Annotated in this window: 20 protein-coding genes and 1 pseudogene; 13 read left to right on the top strand and 8 right to left on the bottom strand. The window is 64.4% G+C overall.

Features of this window, described 5'->3' with window-relative positions; genetic code table 11:
* Positions 1-22 precede the first annotated feature (22 nt).
* Positions 23-1,159: a patatin-like phospholipase family protein gene (locus AOQ71_RS31075; RefSeq protein WP_057755099.1), complete on the top strand. Its 1,137-nt coding sequence runs from the start codon at positions 23-25 to the stop codon at positions 1,157-1,159.
* Positions 1,160-1,271: 112 nt separating this feature from the next.
* On the opposite strand, the gene AOQ71_RS31070 is transcribed toward AOQ71_RS31075, so the two are convergent.
* The 4 genes from AOQ71_RS31070 to AOQ71_RS31055 are packed head-to-tail and all read right to left on the bottom strand — an operon-like array spanning position 1,272 to position 3,803.
* Entirely contained in the window at positions 1,272-1,784 is a 513-nt protein-coding gene (locus AOQ71_RS31070; RefSeq protein ID WP_057755096.1) for a DoxX family protein, read from the bottom strand.
* Positions 1,781-2,566 (bottom strand): HvfC/BufC N-terminal domain-containing protein, encoded by a 786-nt coding sequence (locus AOQ71_RS31065; RefSeq protein WP_057755094.1) that lies wholly within the window; start codon positions 2,564-2,566, stop codon positions 1,781-1,783. The genes AOQ71_RS31070 and AOQ71_RS31065 overlap by 4 nt, the downstream gene beginning before the upstream one ends.
* Positions 2,556-3,458 (bottom strand): MNIO family bufferin maturase, encoded by a 903-nt coding sequence (gene bufB, locus AOQ71_RS31060; protein WP_057755092.1) that lies wholly within the window; start codon positions 3,456-3,458, stop codon positions 2,556-2,558. Before bufB ends, AOQ71_RS31065 begins: the two co-directional genes overlap by 11 nt.
* Before the next feature lie 39 nt (positions 3,459-3,497).
* Positions 3,498-3,803, bottom strand: a complete 306-nt coding sequence (locus AOQ71_RS31055; RefSeq protein WP_057755090.1) for a BufA1 family periplasmic bufferin-type metallophore — start codon at positions 3,801-3,803, stop codon at positions 3,498-3,500.
* A gap of 296 nt (positions 3,804-4,099) precedes the next feature.
* Between AOQ71_RS31055 and AOQ71_RS31050 the strand changes: the two are divergent.
* Positions 4,100-5,609: pseudogene (locus AOQ71_RS31050) on the top strand (adenylate/guanylate cyclase domain-containing protein); the annotation flags it as partial.
* 42 nt (positions 5,610-5,651) lie between these two features.
* Positions 5,652-6,197 (top strand): adenylate/guanylate cyclase domain-containing protein, encoded by a 546-nt coding sequence (locus AOQ71_RS48875; protein ID WP_430648670.1) that lies wholly within the window; start codon positions 5,652-5,654, stop codon positions 6,195-6,197.
* 31 nt (positions 6,198-6,228) lie between these two features.
* Here the strand turns inward: AOQ71_RS48875 and AOQ71_RS31045 are convergent, their stop codons facing one another.
* Complete coding sequence (locus tag AOQ71_RS31045; RefSeq protein ID WP_057755087.1) at positions 6,229-6,891, bottom strand: glutathione S-transferase; 663 nt, start codon at positions 6,889-6,891, stop codon at positions 6,229-6,231.
* A gap of 116 nt (positions 6,892-7,007) precedes the next feature.
* Between AOQ71_RS31045 and AOQ71_RS31040 the strand changes: the two genes are divergently transcribed.
* The 3 genes from AOQ71_RS31040 (at position 7,008) to AOQ71_RS31030 (ending at position 8,601) form a co-directional block, all read left to right on the top strand.
* Positions 7,008-7,571: a TetR/AcrR family transcriptional regulator gene (locus AOQ71_RS31040; protein WP_057755084.1), complete on the top strand. Its 564-nt coding sequence runs from the start codon at positions 7,008-7,010 to the stop codon at positions 7,569-7,571.
* Positions 7,572-7,775: 204 nt separating this feature from the next.
* The gene (locus AOQ71_RS31035) at positions 7,776-7,967 is read left to right on the top strand and encodes a hypothetical protein (RefSeq protein ID WP_057756667.1); all 192 of its coding nucleotides are present in this window, start codon (positions 7,776-7,778) and stop codon (positions 7,965-7,967) included.
* Between the two features lie 307 nt (positions 7,968-8,274).
* Positions 8,275-8,601 carry a DUF1476 domain-containing protein gene (locus tag AOQ71_RS31030; protein ID WP_057756665.1) on the top strand — a complete coding sequence of 109 codons (327 nt, stop codon included), beginning with the start codon at positions 8,275-8,277 and terminating at the stop codon, positions 8,599-8,601.
* 14 nt (positions 8,602-8,615) lie between these two features.
* Here the strand turns inward: AOQ71_RS31030 and AOQ71_RS31025 are convergent, their stop codons facing one another.
* On the bottom strand, positions 8,616-9,194 hold the full coding sequence (locus tag AOQ71_RS31025) for a TIGR00645 family protein (protein WP_057755080.1): 579 nt from the start codon (positions 9,192-9,194) through the stop codon (positions 8,616-8,618).
* Positions 9,195-9,331: 137 nt separating this feature from the next.
* Here AOQ71_RS31025 and AOQ71_RS31020 point away from each other — a divergent pair, with 137 nt between their 5' ends.
* Positions 9,332-9,622, top strand: coding sequence for a hypothetical protein (locus tag AOQ71_RS31020; protein ID WP_057755077.1), 291 nt, complete (start codon positions 9,332-9,334; stop codon positions 9,620-9,622).
* Positions 9,623-9,648: 26 nt separating this feature from the next.
* Here AOQ71_RS31020 and AOQ71_RS49830 read toward each other — a convergent pair whose 3' ends face one another.
* Positions 9,649-9,777 carry a hypothetical protein gene (locus AOQ71_RS49830; protein ID WP_271597404.1) on the bottom strand — a complete coding sequence of 43 codons (129 nt, stop codon included), beginning with the start codon at positions 9,775-9,777 and terminating at the stop codon, positions 9,649-9,651.
* Positions 9,778-10,605: 828 nt separating this feature from the next.
* Here AOQ71_RS49830 and AOQ71_RS31010 point away from each other — a divergent pair.
* Positions 10,606-11,508: a septal ring lytic transglycosylase RlpA family protein gene (locus AOQ71_RS31010; RefSeq protein WP_057755071.1), complete on the top strand. Its 903-nt coding sequence runs from the start codon at positions 10,606-10,608 to the stop codon at positions 11,506-11,508.
* Here the strand turns inward: AOQ71_RS31010 and AOQ71_RS31005 are convergent.
* Positions 11,505-12,479: an alpha/beta fold hydrolase gene (locus tag AOQ71_RS31005; protein ID WP_057755067.1), complete on the bottom strand. Its 975-nt coding sequence runs from the start codon at positions 12,477-12,479 to the stop codon at positions 11,505-11,507. The two genes, AOQ71_RS31010 and AOQ71_RS31005, sit on opposite strands and share 4 nt — an antisense overlap.
* A 153-nt stretch (positions 12,480-12,632) precedes the next feature.
* Here AOQ71_RS31005 and AOQ71_RS31000 point away from each other — a divergent pair, with 153 nt between their 5' ends.
* The 5 genes from AOQ71_RS31000 to AOQ71_RS30980 all read left to right on the top strand — a co-directional run bounded on the left by AOQ71_RS31000 (position 12,633) and on the right by AOQ71_RS30980 (position 18,473).
* A complete protein-coding gene (locus AOQ71_RS31000) occupies positions 12,633-13,895 on the top strand; it encodes a D-alanyl-D-alanine carboxypeptidase family protein (RefSeq protein WP_057755064.1) in 1,263 nt (420 codons plus the stop codon).
* A gap of 2 nt (positions 13,896-13,897) precedes the next feature.
* Positions 13,898-14,584, top strand: a complete 687-nt coding sequence (gene tmk / locus AOQ71_RS30995; protein WP_057755061.1) for a dTMP kinase — start codon at positions 13,898-13,900, stop codon at positions 14,582-14,584.
* Complete coding sequence (locus AOQ71_RS30990; RefSeq protein ID WP_057755058.1) at positions 14,581-15,627, top strand: DNA polymerase III subunit delta'; 1,047 nt, start codon at positions 14,581-14,583, stop codon at positions 15,625-15,627. The genes tmk and AOQ71_RS30990 overlap by 4 nt, the downstream gene beginning before the upstream one ends.
* Positions 15,628-15,735: 108 nt before the next feature.
* The gene (gene metG, locus AOQ71_RS30985) at positions 15,736-17,688 is read left to right on the top strand and encodes a methionine--tRNA ligase (protein ID WP_157083703.1); all 1,953 of its coding nucleotides are present in this window, start codon (positions 15,736-15,738) and stop codon (positions 17,686-17,688) included.
* An 8-nt stretch (positions 17,689-17,696) separates the two neighbouring features.
* Positions 17,697-18,473 (top strand): TatD family hydrolase, encoded by a 777-nt coding sequence (locus tag AOQ71_RS30980; protein WP_057756661.1) that lies wholly within the window; start codon positions 17,697-17,699, stop codon positions 18,471-18,473.
* Positions 18,474-18,485 lie beyond the last annotated feature (12 nt).

Raw genomic sequence — 18,485 nt, 5'->3', positions numbered from 1 at the left:
GGAAGCCCCTCAGGAGCGAGACATGAACGGCATGCAAGGCAATTCAAAGGACCTGCCGGGCCAGGTCGTGCTGGTGCTGCAGGGCGGCGGCGCGCTCGGCTCCTACCAGGCCGGCGTCTACCAGGCCCTGCATGAGGCCGGCATCGAGCCGGACTGGATCATCGGCACCTCGATCGGTGCGATCAATGCCAGCCTGATCGCTGGCAATGAGCCGCGGCATCGGCTTGAGCGGCTGAAGGTATTTTGGAAGCGGATGGAGCAGAGCCCGGCCTGGAGCTTCCGCACCGCATTCCCCGGCTTCAACGAAAAGCTCTCCTATTGGTCGACCATCACCAGCGGCATTCCGGGCTTCTTCCGGCCCAATCCGCTGGCGCATGCCGGCGATTCCTATCCGCTGGGTGCTGACCACGCAGGCTTCTATTCGACCGCGCCGCTCGAGAAGACGCTGAACGAGCTCGTCGACTTCAGCCTGGTCAATCGCTGCACGCCGCGGCTCACCGTGGGCGCGGCCCATGTACGCTCGAGCCAGATGCGCTATTTCGACAGCCGCGATGGTGAGCTGACGGTGAAGCACGTGATGGCGTCAGGTGCGCTGCCGCCGGCGTTTCCGGCCGTGCGTATCGATGGCGAGCTCTACTGGGACGGTGGCATCCTCTCCAACACGCCGACGGAAGCGGTGTTCGACGACAACCCGCGCAAGAACTCGCTGATCTTCGCCGTGCACCTCTGGAATCCCGTGGGCGCCGAGCCTAGCACAATGGCCGAGGTGCTGAACCGCCACAAGGACGTCCAGTACTCCAGCCGTATCGCCAGCCAGATCACGCGCCAGCAGCAGGCGCATCGTTTGCGTCATGTCATCAACCAGTTGGCCGCGAGGCTCCCCGAGCACGAACGCGGCAATCCTGTTGCCCGCGAACTGATGAGCTATGGCTGTCCGACCCGGATGCACGTGGTGCGTCTGCTCGCCCCGCAACTCGATCACGAGACGCACACCAAGGATATCGACTTCAGCCCGTCCGGCATCATGAGGCGCTGGGAGGCTGGCTACGCACATACCCAGGCGGCGCTGGCAAGCAGGCCTTGGGAAGGCGAGTTCGACCCTCTGGCGGGCGTGATCCTGCATGACCAGCAGGAGATGATGCCGATGGCAGCCGAATGAGCAAGGCCATCGGATAATTGGCGCTTACCCTGACGAGAGGACGTCCGTGGTGATGTGACCACGGACGTCCTCTCGTTTGGTATGGATGCGTAGGTTGAGGGGCGTCTCCGCGCTATCTGTCGTGACGCATCACGAACCGGCAAAGCAAATGATCGAGCGAGATGCGTCCCGGTCCATAGGCCATGATGCCGAGCGCCATTGCCGCCCAGGTGATGTGGACCGGCCAGCCGTCGGGCACGGTGAGCTCGACAATGATGGTCATGAACAGGAGCCCGAGCGCGGCAAAGCGGGTGCCGAGGCCGAGCACGAGCAGGACCGGAAACATGATCTCGCCGCAGCCGGACAGGAAGGCCATCGTCGCGGGGCTCGGGTAATGATAGGGGCCGCCGGGCAGATGCAGCATGAATTCATCGGTGAAGAGCGTCACCGCAACGTCGCTCAATTTGAAGAAGCCGGTCCATTTGAGGATGCCCGAACGCCAGAACGGGACCGCCAATGCCAGGCGCAGTGCGAGCTGCACCATGGATGGTGTCGCGATCGCCTGGACAAGACCATTGGCCCTGTCGACGAGCACGCCGATGGAGGGCAGGGCAGTTGCAGGCGCGATACGTTGTTCCGAGATCATCTTGCGTCTCCAGACGTCAGCGAGGCGAAGGCGCCCGCCTCGAACAGGCCGGCGATGTTGGTGGCGAGATCGAAGTCGGGTGCCTCCTCCAGCGCCGCAGCGGCGGCTTCTGCCAGCATGCATCCCGACATCAGGCAAGTCAGGAAGACCGCACCGCCGGGCGGGAGCAGTTGCACCACGACGTCGACGTCCGGCCGCGTGATCAGGGCATCTTCTGGTAAGGATGCGTCGATGCTGTCGTCGGCAGACTCGGTGCCACGGTTGGCGGCAAAGATGGTCACCGCCGCGTAAGACGAGCGCACCACGCGCGTCGCCGGATGCAACGTGAAGACGAGGCCGGCAAGACGATCGGGCGCGATGGTGGCCAATGCGGATGGCAAAAGCAGTGCGCTGTCGGCGGCGTGATAGGCGTCGAGCCACGCCCGCTCGATCCGGGCGACATCGGCGAGCCAAGGCAGCGATTGAGCGTGTTCATAGCGTTCGATGAAGGCGGGAAAATCGCGGCCGTAGTCGAACAGCAACGGGGAGTTCGGCGGGGTTTCTCGGACATGGAAACGCGCCATGGCGCGGAAAAACTCTGCACCCGTCAGGCGCTGCACGGCCGGGTAGATCGAGGCGAGCGCGTCGATCAGGCTGACCGTGACGTTGTTGCGATAGACGTTGTAGCACGTGACCGCCGGCTTGCCGCACGGCCCGGTCACGATGCTGGGGACCTCGCGGACAGGATCGAGCAAGGCAGGCGCGAACGCGGCCGCGTAGGAGGCGTGCGGTTCAGGCTGCATGACGAAGCCTCCTGACATGACGATCCAGGATCGTCTGTGCCGCCGCGGCCTCGGCCTTCAGGACCGGCCAATCGGGAATGTTGCTGTCCCATTCGATCAGCGTCGGAACGGGCCCGCAGCGCCCGATCACGACCTCGAACAGCTTCCAGACTGCGTCCGCGACCGGACCGTCATGGCTGTCGATCAGCAACAGCTCGCCTTCGTCGCGCTGCTCGGCGTGGCCGGCAAGGTGAATTTCGCCGACGCGCGCCAAGGGGAAGTCGGCGAGATATTGCAGTGCCGAGAAGCAGTGGTTGGCCGCGGACACGAAGACATTGTTGACGTCGAGCAGCAGGCCGCAGCCGGTACGCTCGGCGACGGAGCGGATGAAGTCGGTTTCGCACATCGTGGAGTTACGAAATGCCACGTATGTCGACGGGTTTTCCAGCAGGATAGGTCGCCGAATTGCCTCCTGCACCTCGTCGATATGGGCACAGACGTGAGTGAGCGTCGCCTTGTTGTAGGGCAACGGCAGGAGATCGTTGAAGAAGCTGGTCTCGTGTGTCGACCATGCCAGATGCTCGGAGACGAGGGCGGGCTGATAGCGCGCGACGAGGCCGCGAAAACGTGCCAGATGGGCGCGGTCGAGCGGCGTAGGTCCGCCGATCGACATGCAGACGCCGTGCAGCGAAAGCGGATGATCGCGCCGCAGCCGCTCCAGCATCCGGTGCGGCGGTCCACCCGCGCCCATGTAATTCTCGGCGTGGACTTCGAAGAAGCCGCGTTGCGGACCCTCGTCGAGAATTGCGGTGAGATGCTCGGGCTTGAAGCTCGTTCCGGCGACGCCGCCGAGGGGAGGCGAAAAGCGGAGGGGGACGGCCGCAGACGTCCGGGGGCTGATCGTTGCGTCCATGTCGCTCCTCCGCGCTGTTTGCATTAGTGCCGCCTCGCCTCAGACCGGCTTGAGCGAGCCTTTCTTGCCGCCAGGCAGCTCGATGCTGGCGCAGGTGCCGCCCTGCACGAATTTCCAGGCGTTGCCCTGGAAATCGGCGGTCGAAGTACCCTGGCAGGTCGTGCCCGGTCCGGCGGCGCAATCGTTCTGGCCCTTCAGCGCCACGCCGAAGCACTTTTCCTTCTTGGCTGCGATCGCAGCGTCGGCCTCGGCCTTGGTCAGGGGAGCGGCGGAGGCGAGGGTTGCGAGTGCGGTGGAGACGGCGCCGGCGAGTACGAGCGAACTGATGGTGGTCTTGGCAGACATGAGATCTCTCCTCTGGAGTAGGGCATTGGGCCCAGGGTCTCGTTCGTCCTCGCCGCAGCCGGCGTTACCGGAAAGGCTGCTCACGAGTTGGTGAGACAGTTGGTGACGCGCACGATGTCGTGCGCTTGGGCGGCGAATTAGCGGCAGGTGGGGAGATAGTTCCAATGCCTAGTCTCTATGGAGACCTTAGCCGGCGCGCATTGGCCGGGACTGCTGGCATCTGCGAGACGTAACGAACGGCTGCGGGCCTGCGAAGAAGGTTAGCAGTTCGCCTCGTCAACCCGCCGGATCAAGTCATGGACGCCAGCCACGGACGCGTGACATCAGGCCAGGCGCTGCGGCGGTTGTCGGTCAGCATCCGTCTCGCCGTGTCGGCGCTGGTTTTGACCGCGATCCTCTTGACTGCGGCCTTGTCCAGCCTCCTGTGGTGGCGCACGGCGGAGGCGACCAGCCGGCAACTTGCCTCGACCATCAATGAGCAAATCGTCGCCGCCGTTCGCAAGGAAGTCGGCGCGATCGTCGACGAAGCGCGCGCGGCGCACACCGCGATCCGCACACTTTTTCTGCAAAACGTCCTCGATACCCGTGAGGCCGACAAGCGCGAATTCGTGTTTCTGTCTCAACTGCAATCGCAGGCGACGATCTCCTGGGTCGCGTTTGGCTGGCCCGACGGCGCGTTCTTTGCCGCCCACAAGCTCGGCGACGGCCGCATGGAGATGATGGAGATCTCGCTCACCGATCATGCCGGCCAGCGCCGCATCGACGAATACGATGTCGTGCCCGGCGATATCGAATTTGCCAACCGCCGTTTCGAGCCGACCGATTTCCATGTTGCCGATCGCACCTGGTTCAAGACCGGACTGAAGGCCGAAGAGCCCGCATGGTTCAAGGTCACGGACCATCCGATCGGGGAGCGTCCGTCGATCGCCTTTGCAGGTCCGATCGACGTCTATCAGGAGCGCCAGGGCGTGCTGGCCATCATGATCGAATACACCCGCCTGGCGCGCTTCCTTGCCCAGCTCGAGGTCGGGCGCACCGGAACAGCTTTCATCTTCGATGGCAGCGGCGAACTGGTCGCCGCGCCCGACAAGGACGCCGATGAATTGCATCCCGCACACGGTGACCAGAAGTTGCTGCCGCTGGCGCAGAAGGCGCTGGCCCAGGCCGGCGGCGGCAAGGAAAGCTGGCGTAGCCGGCTCACCTCAGACGGTGCCGCCTATGAATTCGCACTCACGCCGCTGCCGTTTCCCGGCTGGCGGCTCGCAACCATCATTCCGGAGGCCGAGTTTCTCGGTCCGGTCGAGACGACGTTACGGCGCCTGATCCTCGGCCTCGCTGTCGGCGCAGTGCTTGCGGCTCTCGCGTCCGCCTTGCTCGCCCGCACGGTGATCGCAGCCCCGCTCTCCCGCGTCGTCGGCGAGATCCGCCATGTCGAAACCTTTGCGCTGGAGTTGGTGCGCCGTCATCCCTCGCGACTGAAGGAGATTGCAAGCTTGTCGGGCGCGATCGCGGAGATGGCCGCCGGCCTTTCGGCGTTCCGTAAATTCATCCCGGCCGATCTCGTCCGGGCGCTGTTGCGCCAGGGCGTCGAGGCAAAGCCCGGTGGCGCGATCCAGGAATTGAGCGTGATGTTCGTGGACGTGGCCGGCTTTACCGGCCTTTCGGAGCGTATGGGCGACCGCGTCGTGCCCTTGCTGTCGCGCTATCTCGACCTTGCCTCGGAAGTCGTCGTCGCCAATGGCGGGACGATCGACAAGTTCATCGGTGATGCCGTGATGGCGTTCTGGGGCGCGCCGCAGCCACAAGNAAGCCGATCATGCGGAGCGCTGCTGCCGCGCCGCGCTCGGCATCCGCCGCGCCATCGCGGAGTCCGGCCTCACCGACGATCTCGGCCATCCCCTGCAGATCCGCATCGGCATCAATTCCGGCCGCATGCTGGTCGGCAATATCGGCTCCGAGCTGCGGCTGAACTACACCGTGATTGGCGACGCCGTGAACGTGGCAAGCCGCCTGGAAAGCGCCAACAAGAGCTATGGCACGCAAATTTTGATCGGCGAGGCAACCGAGCGCCTTGCCCGTGGTGCCATCATCACACGCGAGATCGACAGCATCGCAGTCTATGGCCGCGAAGAGGGGATCGTTGTCCATGAATTGATCGGCCTCGCAGGGAGGGCTGACGCAGAGCGCCAGGCCCCAACGTGGATCGCGCGCTACGAGCACGGTCTTGCCAAATATCGAAGCGGCGATCTCGAGGGCGCCATCGTTGATTTCGAGACGGTGCTGTTGGATCAGCCGCAAGATATTCCGGCGAAGGCAATGCTCGCGCGTTGCAGCGAGCTCCTGGAGAATAAGCCGACCGTTTGGCGGCCGGTCACCACCTTGAACTCAAAATAGCGTCCTCACGCGCAGAGCCAGCGTGCCAGGTCTAAGCCGCGGCGTCCCGCGGCGGCGGCACCAGCGCCAGCTGATCCCGGACGCTCGGCCGCGCCTGCATCCTTGTGTACCAGGCGGACAGTGCCTCGCATTCGCCGGGCACCGGCAGCTGGACGAGCTTCGCGAAGATCAACCCGCCGATCACGGTGATGTCGGCCATCGAGAAGGCCTCGCCGGCAACGAAGGGCTGCTGCCGCAACACCGAATCGAAATAGTGCATCCCCTTGATCGCCCTGTCGCGCTGGCGCAGGCCCCATTCCCTGTTCTGGTAGATCTCGACCTGAGGTCCGAGCCCGGGCGTGGCGTGATGGAAGTAGACGCTGATGGCGTCGAGCAGCTCCAGCTCCGCGCGCTTGCTCATCATGTGGATCACGCCCTTTTCGCGCGGCGTCGTGCCGGTGAGGGTGGGCGCGCCGTCGAGCGCGTCCAGATATTCGGTGATGGCCGTGCACTCGGCGATCAGCGTGCCGTCGTCGAGCTCGAGCACGGGCAGGGTGCCCGAATAGTTCTTGCTGGCGATGAAGTCGGGCCGCTTGTGCTCACCCTTGCGCAGATTGACGAGCACGAATTCGACGCGGGACTGCAGCTTTTTCTCGGCCAGCGCGATGCGGACGCGGGCGGGATAGGGGCCGGTCGGAAAGTCGTAGATCTTCATCGGCGTGTCCTCGTTACCTACCTGTCACTTGGTAGGTAGACGTTAAGCTTTGTGCTTTACCTGGTCAATGCCTATCTGTCAGTTGGCAGGCTGACGGATCGGTGATGAAGGGACCCATGAGTGCGAATGCCAAAGAGGCGATCCTGGCGGCGGCCAGGCGCACCGCGCAGGCCCATGGCTATGGCGGCCTGAACTTTCGCGACCTTGCCGCGGAGGTCGGCATCAAGGCCGCCAGCATCTATCACCACTTTCCCAGCAAGGCTGAGCTCGGTGCTGCAGTGGCGCGGCGTTATTGGGAGGACACCGCGGCAGAGCTCGAGGCGATGCTGGCCGAAAGCGGTGATCCCAGGCAAAGCCTGAGCCGTTATCCGCAAGTGTTTCGCACCGCGCTGACGCGGGACAACCGCATCTGCATGTGCAGCTTCATGGCCGCCGAATATGACGACCTGCCGGATGCGGTGAAGACCGAGGTGCAGGCTTTCGCCGACGTCAACGTGGCGTGGCTGGCCAAGGTCCTGTCCGCCGCAAAGGTTGTCAGCCCGAAGCAGGGCCAGGCGCGCGCCCGCGCCATCTTCGCGGCCGTCGCCGGCGCGCAGCTGATGGCGCGCAGCCGCGCGGACATCGCCCTGTTCGACAGCGTGATCGAGAGCTATCGCGCCGCGGGCCTGTTGCCGGCATAGATTCCAGCGTTCCACCAAGCAGGCAGCTGCGCCGACTTCGGCCCGGAAGGGACCCCGGTGGATCCGACCAAAGGCCCCGCCGCAGAGCCGCGCGAGCTACTGTGCATGGGGTTGTTTTCGACATTTTGGCAAACGAGCTCGCTCGGAACGGCACCGGGTCAGCGTCCGATGGGAACCTATTCCGCAGCGCCGCGTTGCCTCGCCATGACTGAAGACCTTTCCTTCCGACGCAAACCCCTGACACCGGAACAGCGCCAGGCCCGCGATGCGGCTCGCCGGATCGAGGCCGAGAAGGCCATGCGCGACCATGAGGAGGCGCAGAAGGCGTTTCACGCCAACCGCGAGCGGCTGAAGGCCGAGCGGCTGGCGCGCGAGGCGGCTGCAGCAAAGGCCTGACAGTCCGCGGCCGCTGTGCGCCGCCGGTTCAGCGCCGGCTCGAAGGACGCAAGGCGCAGGCGCTCAAGCCGTCGAAATTCCCGAAGCTCTCTGTTCACGCGTCGGCTCTCGATCTCCCCGAGGCCATGCGGCAAATCGTCTAGCCAGCCGGGCCGGTCGGGCCTGACGCTGCCTGCCGGTGCAAGCGACGCTTGACGGCGAACGCCTTCGGCCGGAAGATTCAATTGATCCTCAGATGACCAGAACCACGGAGACGTTCGCTCCCCGATCCAGATCCCACCCAGTGACAGCGCAAATGGAGCTGACCATGACCACGTTCGACAAGCGCGAGCAGGGCTTTGAGGCCAAATTCGCCCATGACGAGGAGCTCATGTTCAAGGCTGCGGCCCGGTCGAACAAGCTGCTCGGGCTGTGGGCCGCAGGCGAGCTCGGACTCAGCGGCGATGCCGCCGCCGCTTACGCGACGAAGCTGGTGACCGACGGTCTGGCGAATCAGACCATGGACGAGACCATCAACAAGGTCTCGAGCGACCTCGCCGAGAAGGGCATTTCACGCGAGCAGATTGCGCAGAAGATGCAGGAGTGCCTGCACCAGGCGCTCGGGCAGCTCGAAGTCGCCTCGCGCCAGGCTTGACGTCGACCAGCACCTCACTCCTGGTGTTTGCGCGTGGTCGTATCGCTGAACCTGTCCACGAAGGCGATGCCGATCGCCGACGCGACGAAAGTGATGTGAATCAGCACCTGCCACATCACGCCGTTCTCGGTGAGGCTGGCGCGGTTTGATCCGAGATTGCCGGCCTCGATGAAGGTGCGCAGCAACGCGATCGAGGAGATGCCGATAATCGCCATCGCGAGCTTGATCTTGAGCACGCTGGCGTTGACGTGGCCGAGCCACTCCGGCTCGTCGGGATGGCCCTGGAGGTCGAGCCGGGAGACGAAGGTCTCGTAGCCGCCGACGATCACCATCACCAGCAGGTTTGAGATCATCACGACGTCGATTAGCGCCAGCACGCTCATCATGATCTCCTGCTCGGTGAGATCGAGCGCGTGCGAGGAAAGGTGCCAGAGCTCCTTCAGGAACAGTACGATGTAGACGCATTGCGCCACGATCAGCCCGAGATAGAGCGGCAGCTGCAGCCAGCGCGACCCGAAGATGATCATCGGCAACAGGCCGAGGCGCGGCGAGGGCGGGCGGGGACCGGTGGTGGTTTCGGGCTCTACCGACATGCAATGTCCGATGATCGAGGTGACGCTGCTCCCATGTACCTCGCCCCGATGGCCGGAGAAAGACGGTCCCCCGGGTCGGCTCCTGGAGCTCGCGTCGTCTCATGCTATCGTAGAGGTGGAAAACGGGGAGGTGGGCAGTGCTGCGCAGCCGCTTTGGCAAGGTCGTAGGTCATGTCGCGCTTTCGAGTGCGATCATCTTCGGCGTGGGCGCTACGGGCGTCTCGGCGACGCCGTTGACGCCGTTTCGCTATGAGGACCAGGCCCGGCGCCATTGCCCCGGCGACAAGGTGGTGTGGCTGGATTTCAAGAAGGGCGTCTACTACCGCAAGGGACAGAGGCTGTATGGCCAGGGGTTCGACGGCAGCTTCGTCTGCGCGAATGAAGCCCGCGACAGCCTCTATCGCAGCTCTCCGTTGGGCTTGCGCTAGCGGGGCGAGCGCGTGGCGGAGCGCAGCTATTTCTGCTTTGGCAGCGTCACCGGGACGTGCGCAGAGGTGCTGATGACCCGGGGGCTTCCGTCGGGATAGGTCCGACCGCCGCGGATCAGCGATTCCAGAACCAGGATGAATTTCTCGGCGAGCATGTTCGTCACCTTAGCTGGCGGTGGCCTCTTGAAATTGGTCGAGGCGCCGAACACGAAAATTCAATCAACTAAATGGGAGCGGGTCACAGCGCCTGCTGCGCTGCCATGGCCCAGCAATCCGAAAATGCCGCAGGGTGGTTGCAGGATTAGCCGAAGGCCAGCGCCACGAGGCTCGAGCAGAGCAGGACCAGACCGCCTGCGGTCAATGCCAGAAAGCCATCGGATACGAGGTCATGTTTGCGCATGGGACACCTGCTGCTCTCGTCCTCGATGCTCGATCGAATTGATTAAAATTGTCCGAACGTGCCGCTGTGAAGAAGTGGTGCAATGTCGCGCGCGCGAGTGCCTTCAGGCCCTCGTGCGGTAGCCTTCAAACGCATGGGCCAGGAAGATCCCTGCGCTTACCAGACCCATCAGTGCCGAAACCGTCTCGATCATCGTTAAATTCCAATCCCGCCCCTGCACGCGAGAAAACGCGGGCAGCCTTGCACAGTCAAAAGAATTCCGGTGAAGCCAGCGATATCGGGGGTGGAGTGAGCTTTTGGCGCAACAGCTTGTGCGGGACTGGCACAGACGAGCCGGTGCCACGGTCCTCGCGCCCCGTAGATGAACGGAGAATTGCGAACGTCCTGTTTACCATCCCGGTGCGTAGGTTGTGCGCTCCCCATTTCCGCCGTGTTCGGGTTGCGTTATCGTTACCGTCTCCGGACGGTGGTGGGCCGCTCGGAGTTTGACGTCCGCAGGGCACCCCCGCAGGAAAGCGGGTTGGGTTCGTCTCCGGCGAAATGGTATTTGGGGCGAATGGGGATCCGACGGTCAGATTCGGTGATGCGGGCCGCGCGATGTGTTGCGGCGGTCGCCACCTGCCTGGCGCTTGCCAACTGCGCCTCGTCCAACAAGTTCGCCAGCCGGGTCGATCCCAAATACGGCGTGTCGTCGAGCCCGCGAGTCGTAGCCTGGGGCGAGCCCGTGCCCAAAGGCGGCGGCACCTATCGCGTCGGTAAGCCCTACGTCGTCGCCGGCCGGACGTACGTGCCGGAGGAGGACGTCAACTACCGGGCCGAGGGCACGGCGTCCTGGTACGGCGACGATTTCCACGGCCGTCTGACCGCCAACGGCGAAGTCTTCGACATGGGCTCGCTGACGGCAGCCCATCCGACCCTGCCGATGCCGTCCTATGCGCGGGTGACCAATCTCTCCAACGGCAAGTCGCTGGTCGTGCGCGTCAATGACCGCGGTCCCTATCACGGCAACCGTCTCATCGACGTCTCGAACAAAGCCGCCGAACTGCTTGAATTCAAAGGCAATGGCGTCGCCAGGGTCCGCGTCGAATATGTCGGCCGGGCGCCGCTGGAAGGCTCGGATGACCGCCAGCTGATGGCGACCTTGCGCACCGGCGTGCCGGCGCCGTCGCCCTCGATGGTCCGGGTCGCCTCGGCGCGGCCATTCGTGCCCGAGCTGCCTTCGTCGAACCGCGGTGCTATCAGGGGCGAAGTCCCGATGCCGGAAGGGCGGCCCTATAGCCTTGGCAATAGCGCAGCGGACGTCGCCTCGATCAACGCAACCTCGGAGATGTCGGCCTCGAGCCGCAGCCGGGGCCGGGCGCTCCAGAATGTCCGCCAGGTGTCCTATGATCAGGACGGCCGCTATGCCTCCGACAGCGGTCCTTCCGCCTCAGATGACGGCGCAGCCGAGGCCCGCAGCATCCTGACCGGCCGCGGCCTGTACTAATCGCGCGCCGCCGAGGGTGACGACGCTTCGCGCAGGAATCTGACCAGCGCGGCGTTGACCTCGTCGGGCCGCTCCTGCTGCACCCAATGGCCCGCGCCGTCGATGATGATCTTTCGCGTGAGATTGGGTAGCACGCGCTCCAGCTCGTTGACGCGCTTGGCACCGATCAGTCCGGTGATGACGGCATCCTGCGCGCCGGCGATGAAGAGCGAGGGTTGGCGGATCTGCGCGTCCTGCCAGGGCGCGGTCAGCTCCCAATTGCGGTCGATGTTGCGATACCAGTTCAGCCCGCCGCGGAAGCCGGACTTGCGGAAATTTTCGGTGAAATGAGCAAGATCGTCCTCGCTCAGCCACGCCGGTAGCGGCTCGTCGGCGGTCGCATGGCCGAGAAAGCCCTTGCCCTCCTGCACGAACATCGCGGCATTGGGGTCGGCAAGACCGCGGCCGCCGAGCACGATCCGCATGGTGCGGGCGACGTCCTGCTCGAACTCGCCCTCGGCGACACCGGGCGACTGGAAATACTGCCAGTAGAAGTTGGTGATGCCTCCCTGGCGTAGCAGCTCGAGCGGCCTGCCGCGTCCGCGGAACGGCGGCGGCACGCTCAGGCCTGCGACGGCCGTGAAGATATCCGGACGGAACAGGGCCGCATGCCAGGCGACCGGCGCGCCCCAGTCGTGGCCGACCACCATCGCCCTGGCCTTGCCGAGCGCCTGGACCAGGCCGACGACATCGCCCACCAGATCAAAGATCGAATAGGCGGATACGTCCAGCGGCGCCGCGCTCTGGCCAAAGCCGCGCATGTCGGGGGCCACGACGTGAAAGCCGGCGGCCGCCAGTGCCGGGATCTGATGTCGCCACGAATAGGACAGTTCCGGCCAGCCATGGCACAGCACAACCAGCGGTCCCTGGCCGGCGGCTTCGCGGATGAAGAGGTCGATCCCATTGGCCTTGATCACACGAGTCGTGGACATCGCTTTTCCGCCTTGTTTCAGGGGTTTGGTCGGGAAACATGAGGTGCCACGATAGGGATGCGACGAGAATCGTGCAATCTCGGAGCAAGCACCCGATCCTCGTGTTGTTCGCACCGGTTCCGTTTGTTAGAACGCCGCTCTCAGGGCTTCGCCATGGCATTTCATCTGATCCCGCTCCGCCATCCCCGGTTCACCGCCGGAGCGCTGGCACGCGGGCTGGTCGCGGCGGCGCTTGCCGTGAGCCTCGGCTGGGGCGGGGTGCTCTATGCCGCCAACCAGAGCGTCCAGGGCGCCAAGAAAACCGAAGATGCCGGCTTTGACGGCGATGCCCCCACGGCGATCCTGATCGAGGCCTCCAGCGGTAGCGTGCTGTTCGAGAAGAACGCCGACGAGCTGCGCGCGCCCTCCAGCATGATGAAGCTCGTGACCGCGGAGGTCGTGTTCAACGCGATCAAGAAGGGCGAAATCAAGCTGACCGACGAATACCGGATCAGCGAGAATGCCTGGCGCAGGGGCGGGGCTCCCTCGGGCGGCTCAACCATGTTCGCAGCCATCAACAGCAAGGTCTCGGTCGACGACCTCCTGCACGGCGCGATCATCCAGAGTGGCAACGATGCCTGCATCGCTCTCGCCGAAGGCATCGCGGGCAACGAGAAGATCTTTGCCTCCGACTTCATGACCAAGCGCGCCCGCGAGCTCGGCATGACCAAGTCGACCTTCGCCAATTCCAACGGTCTGCCCGACCCCGGCAACAAGATGACGGTGCGCGAACTCGGCATGCTCGCGCGTCACATCATCCTGGACTTCCCGGAGTTCTACAAACTGTTCGGCGAGAAGGAGTTCACCTGGAACAAAATCCGCCAACCGAACCGCAATCCCTTGCTCAATTCGATGGAAGGCGCCGACGGCCTGAAAACCGGTTACACCAAGGAAGGCGGCTATGGCATGGTCGGCTCGGCGGTGCAGAACGGCACGCGGTTGATCGTCGTGGTCAACGGGCTCGAAGACCCCGAGGATCGCGCCACCGAAGCCAAGAAGATGCTGGAATGGGGCTTCCGCAACTTCGAGACCCGCACCCTGATCGCGGCCGACGAACCGGTCGGCTACGCAAAGGTCTTCGGGGGCGAGAGTCGCTCTGTGAAGCTGGTTGCGAAAGTGCCGGTGAAGGTGATGGTGCACAAGAGCGGCGGCGACAAGCTGATCGCGCGCGTCGTCTATAGCGGTCCCGTGCGCGCGCCGGTTCGGGAAGGCCAGCAGGTCGGCGTGGTCAAGGTCTGGCGCAGCGGCAATATCGCGGTGGAAACGCCGGTCTACGCGGCGGAATCGATCGGCACCGGCTCGACCATGCGGCGCGCGATCGACGGCGCCAGCGAGCTCGTGATCGGCATGTTCCGCGCAGGCGCCGAGAAGCTCTGACCATGAGTGAGAGCACGGGACAGCGGCCGTCCGGGCGCGGACGCTTCATCACCTTTGAAGGCGGTGAGGGGACGGGCAAGTCGACCCAGATCAAGAAGCTGGCCGGGCGTCTCAGTGCGGCCAGACTGCGGATCCTGGTCACGCGCGAGCCCGGCGGCTCGCCCGGCGCCGAGATCATGCGCCATCTGGTGCTGTCGGGGATGGGCAAGCTGCTCGGGCCCGAAGCCGAGACGCTGCTATTCGCGGCCGCGCGCGACGACCATGTCCACACCGTGATCGAGCCTGCGCTCAAACAAGGCGTCTGGGTGCTGTGCGACCGCTTCGCCGACTCGACACGAGCCTATCAGGGCAGCCTCGGCAGCGTACCCGCCGGACTGATCAACGCCATGCAGCGGGTCACAATCGGCGATCTCAAGCCTGATCTCACCTTCATCCTCGATCTGCCGGTCGAGATTGGCCTGGCGCGCGCGGCGGCGCGGCGCGGCAGCAGCACGCCTGACAGGTTCGAAGGCGAGAAGCTCGCTTTCCACCAGGGCCTGCGCGAGGCCTATCGCAAGATCTCCGTCGACGATCCCGCGCGCTGCGTGCTGATCGATGCCAATTCCGACCCTGATACGGTCGCTGGTCGCGTCTGGGCCGCGCTGCGCGAACGCCTCCTGCCGACGCCGGCTTCGGTGATCTCGGCATGAGCCCGCGTCAGGCCGAGCGCGAGAGTGTTATCCCGCATCCCCGCGAGACCAGCCTTCTGTTCGGCCATCGCGAGGCCGAGGCGGCGCTGCTGACCGCCTATCGCAGCGGGCGTATCCCGCATGCCTGGCTGATTGGCGGGCCGCAAGGAATCGGCAAGGCAACGCTGGCCTATCGTATGGCGCGCTTCGTGCTCGCCCATGGCCAACCCCTGGCGACGGCCGTGCAGACCGCCGAAGATCTCTTCATTGATCCTGATGATGCCGTGGCGCGACAGGTCGCAGCCGGCTCGCATGGCGGCCTGCTGACGCTGGAGCGCACCGCCAATGACCGTGGTGTGATGCGCACGGTCATCACGGTCGACGAGACTCGCGAGACGATCGCATTCTTCGGCTCGACGGCTGCAGCAGAAGGTTGGCGCGTCTGCGTCGTCGACACCGTCGACGAGCTCAATCCCAATGCGGCAAACGCGCTGCTCAAGATCCTTGAGGAGCCGCCGCAGCGATCGCTGTTCCTTTTGGTGAGCCACGCTCCGGCGCGCGTGCTCGCCACCATCCAGTCGCGTTGCCGCAAGCTGCGTCTGCGATCACTGACGACCGACGAGGTCATTGCCGCAGCAGCTGCGGCCGCCGACATCCCGCCGACTGATTTGGCACTGCGCGAGGCAGCGGAGGCCTCCGAGGGCAGTGTCTCGCGCGCGCTGACGCTGCTCGGCGGCGATGCGCTGAAGCTCCAGCAGCGCACCGCCGCGCTCTTGGCACGGTTGCCGGAGGTCGATCCGCGTGAATTGCACACGCTTGGTGAATCCCTCGGCACCAGCGACCGCGTGGCCCTTGCCGCCTTCGTCGACGGCATCGATCGCTGGATCGCGGAGCGCCTGCATGCAGACGAAGCCAATGCCAACCAGAACCTGCCGCGCCTTGCGCGCTTGAGCGAGGTATGGGAAAAGATCGTCCGCGCCGCGCGCGACACCGAAACCTACAATCTGGAGCGAAAGCCCTTGGTTTTCTCGGTGTTCGGCTGGCTGGCGGACGCAACGCGCTAGAGCATGATCCGGAAAAGTGTGTAGCGGTTTTCCGAGAGGAGCATGCTCAGAATAACAACCTAACGCAGTTCGTTTCCAAAATTCGAGAAGCCGGTAAAGGAATTTGTCGTGGCAACACGCGCTAAGAAAGCCGCCAAGGGCAAGAGCAGCAAGAAGGCTGCAAAGAAGGCCGCCAAAAAGGCCGTGAAGGCGCTGGCGCGTAAGGCTGCCAAGAAGGTCAAGAAGACCAAGAAGGCCGTCGCCAAGAAGGGCGTGAAGAAGAGCGCTGCAAAGACGGCAAAGAAGGCCAGCAAGAAAGCTGCCAAGGCGCCGGTCATCGCCAAGAAAGCGGTGAAGAAGCCAGCAAAGGCTCCTGCGAAGAACGCGGTCAAGAAGGCGGAGGTGGCTGAGCCCGCCGTGATCGCCGCGCCGGCACCCGTCGCTAAGCCGCCGAAGGCGGTGAAGCCCAAAGTGTCGAAACCCAAGGCGCCGAAGCCGGTGACCGCAGCGAAAGCGGATGTGGTCGCTGCTGCGCCCGCCCGCGACAATGTCTTCTACATCTCGACCGCCATCGCCTATCCCAACGGCAGCCCGCATATCGGTCACGCCTATGAGGCGATCTCGGCCGACGTGCTGGCGCGCTTCGCCCGGCTCGACGGCAAGGACGTGTTCTTCCTGACCGGCACGGACGAGCATGGCCAGAAGATGGTTCAGACCGCGCAGAACGAGGGCCTGTCCCCGTCCGCACTCGCGACCCGCAATGCCAACCGCTTCAAGGAGATGGACCAGCGTCTGAACGTCTCGTTCGACCGCTTCATTCGCACCACCGAAGAGCAGCATCATCGCTCGAGCCAGGAGATCTGGCGTCGCATGGAAGCGAATGGCGACATCTACGCCGACATCTATTCGGGCTGGTACTCGGTGCGTGATGAGGCCTATTACGCCGAGGACGAGACACGCCTGAACGACGATGGCGTACGCCTCGGGCCGCAAGGCACGCCGGTCGAATGGGTCGAGGAGAAGAGCTATTTCTTCCGCCTGTCGGCCTATCAGGACAAGCTGCTGAAGCTTTACGCGGACCATCCCGAATTCATCGGCCCGGATGCGCGCCGCAACGAGGTGGTGAGTTTCGTCAAGGGTGGCCTGCGCGATCTCTCGATCTCGCGCACCACCTTCGACTGGGGCGTGAAGGTGCCCGGCAACGAAGAGCATGTGATGTATGTCTGGGTCGACGCGCTGACCAACTACATCACTGGCGTAGGCTTCCCTGACGAAAGCGATAAGAACTGGCGCTACTGGCCGGCCGACGTGCATATCATCGGCAAGGACATCATCCGCTTCCACGCCGTGTACTGGCCGGCTTTCCTGATGTCGGCCGGCCTTGCGCTGCCGAAGCGGGTCTATGCCCATGGCTTCCTGTTCAACAGGGGTGAGAAGATGTCGAAGTCGGTCGGCAACGTCGTCGACCCGTTCAATCTCGCCGACCAGTACGGCGTCGACCAGATGCGCTATTTCTTCCTGCGCGAGGTCTCCTATGGCCAGGATGGCAATTACAACCACGAGGCCATCGTCGCGCGCATCAATGCCGACCTCGCCAACGATCTCGGCAACCTCGCGCAGCGCTCGCTGTCGATGATCGCCAAACAGCTCGGCGGCGTGCTGCCGGAGCCCGGCGCGTTCAGCGACAACGATAAGGCGATCCTGGCGATGGCCGATGGCATGATTGCCGCATCGCGCGAAGCCATGGCGACACAGCAGATCCATCACTGGCTCAACGCCGTGTGGGCTGTGGTCGCGGAAGCCAACCGCTATTTCGCGGGTGAGGCACCGTGGGCACTCGCCAAGACCGATCCTGTCCGGCAGAAGACGGTGCTCTACGTCACCGCGGAAGTCGTGCGTCAGATCGCGATCCTGGCCCAGCCGGCGATGCCGACCGCATCAGGGTTGCTGCTCGACAGCCTCGGTATCCCGGCGGCTGAGCGCAATTTCGCGATGCTCGGCGGCGAGAAGCGGATCGCGCCCGGCACCACGCTGCCAGCGCCGACGCCGGCGTTCCCGCGCTACATCGAGCCGGCGGCCTGAGGCGCATGATGCTGGTCGACAGTCACTGCCACCTGGATTTCCCGGACTTTGCGGAGGATATCGACGGCATCGTGTCGCGTGCCCGCGCGGCTGGGATCGGCCGCATGGTCACGATCTCGACACGGGTGCGAAAGCTCGATCAGCTTCTCGCCATCGCCGAGCGTTATGACGACGTCTATTGCTCGGTCGGCACCCATCCGCACAACGCGGATGAGGAAGACGGCATCTCGCCGGACGAGCTGATTGAGCTGACACGGCATCCCAAGGTGGTCGCGCTCGGCGAAGCCGGGCTCGACTATTTCTACGACGACGGCTCGCCCGAGGCGCAGGCGAGGGGCTTTCGTGCCCATATCGCCGCCGCGCGCGCCACGCGCCTGCCGCTGGTGATCCATACCCGCGAGGCGGACGAGGACTGCGCCCGCATCCTGGAAGAGGAGGCGGCCAAGGGATCGTTTCGCGCCGTGCTGCATTGTTTCACCGGCGGGCGTGAGCTGGCACTGAAGGCGGTGTCGCTCGGGCTCTATATCGGCTTCACGGGCATCTTGACCTTCAAGAAGTCGGATACGCTGCGCGCGCTTGCGGCCGAACTGCCTGCTGACCGTATTCTGGTTGAAACAGACTCGCCCTACCTTGCGCCGGGCAAGTTCCGGGGCAAGCGCAACGAGCCGGCCTATGTGGTCGAGGTCGCCAAGGTTCTGGCCGAAACGCGCGGGGTGTCGTTGGACGAGATTTCTCGCCAGACCACCGACAATTTCTTCCGCCTGTTCTCCAAGGTGAAAGCTTGAGGTTCTGAGCCG

It is taken from the genome of Bradyrhizobium manausense (assembly GCF_001440035.1).
Lineage (GTDB): Bacteria > Pseudomonadota > Alphaproteobacteria > Rhizobiales > Xanthobacteraceae > Bradyrhizobium > Bradyrhizobium manausense.
The sequence above is the reverse complement of the archived record's forward strand: the minus strand, read 5'-3'. Positions and strand labels throughout refer to the sequence as shown.

What these genes read in the sequence shown, in the direction of transcription:
- AOQ71_RS31075 (WP_057755099.1), top strand. Translation starts at nt 23, where the DNA reads ATGAACGGCATGCAAGGCAATTCAAAGGACCTGCCGGGCCAGGTCGTG.
- AOQ71_RS31070 (WP_057755096.1), bottom strand. Translation starts at nt 1,784, where the DNA reads ATGATCTCGGAACAACGTATCGCGCCTGCAACTGCCCTGCCCTCCATC.
- AOQ71_RS31065 (WP_057755094.1), bottom strand. Translation starts at nt 2,566, where the DNA reads ATGCAGCCTGAACCGCACGCCTCCTACGCGGCCGCGTTCGCGCCTGCC.
- bufB (WP_057755092.1), bottom strand. Translation starts at nt 3,458, where the DNA reads ATGGACGCAACGATCAGCCCCCGGACGTCTGCGGCCGTCCCCCTCCGC.
- AOQ71_RS31055 (WP_057755090.1), bottom strand. Translation starts at nt 3,803, where the DNA reads ATGTCTGCCAAGACCACCATCAGTTCGCTCGTACTCGCCGGCGCCGTC.
- AOQ71_RS31045 (WP_057755087.1), bottom strand. Translation starts at nt 6,891, where the DNA reads ATGAAGATCTACGACTTTCCGACCGGCCCCTATCCCGCCCGCGTCCGC.
- AOQ71_RS31040 (WP_057755084.1), top strand. Translation starts at nt 7,008, where the DNA reads ATGAGTGCGAATGCCAAAGAGGCGATCCTGGCGGCGGCCAGGCGCACC.
- AOQ71_RS31035 (WP_057756667.1), top strand. Translation starts at nt 7,776, where the DNA reads ATGACTGAAGACCTTTCCTTCCGACGCAAACCCCTGACACCGGAACAG.
- AOQ71_RS31030 (WP_057756665.1), top strand. Translation starts at nt 8,275, where the DNA reads ATGACCACGTTCGACAAGCGCGAGCAGGGCTTTGAGGCCAAATTCGCC.
- AOQ71_RS31025 (WP_057755080.1), bottom strand. Translation starts at nt 9,194, where the DNA reads ATGTCGGTAGAGCCCGAAACCACCACCGGTCCCCGCCCGCCCTCGCCG.
- AOQ71_RS49830 (WP_271597404.1), bottom strand. Translation starts at nt 9,777, where the DNA reads ATGCTCGCCGAGAAATTCATCCTGGTTCTGGAATCGCTGATCCGCGGC.
- AOQ71_RS31010 (WP_057755071.1), top strand. Translation starts at nt 10,606, where the DNA reads ATGCGGGCCGCGCGATGTGTTGCGGCGGTCGCCACCTGCCTGGCGCTT.
- AOQ71_RS31005 (WP_057755067.1), bottom strand. Translation starts at nt 12,479, where the DNA reads ATGTCCACGACTCGTGTGATCAAGGCCAATGGGATCGACCTCTTCATC.
- AOQ71_RS31000 (WP_057755064.1), top strand. Translation starts at nt 12,633, where the DNA reads ATGGCATTTCATCTGATCCCGCTCCGCCATCCCCGGTTCACCGCCGGA.
- tmk (WP_057755061.1), top strand. Translation starts at nt 13,898, where the DNA reads ATGAGTGAGAGCACGGGACAGCGGCCGTCCGGGCGCGGACGCTTCATC.
- AOQ71_RS30990 (WP_057755058.1), top strand. Translation starts at nt 14,581, where the DNA reads ATGAGCCCGCGTCAGGCCGAGCGCGAGAGTGTTATCCCGCATCCCCGC.
- AOQ71_RS30980 (WP_057756661.1), top strand. Translation starts at nt 17,697, where the DNA reads ATGCTGGTCGACAGTCACTGCCACCTGGATTTCCCGGACTTTGCGGAG.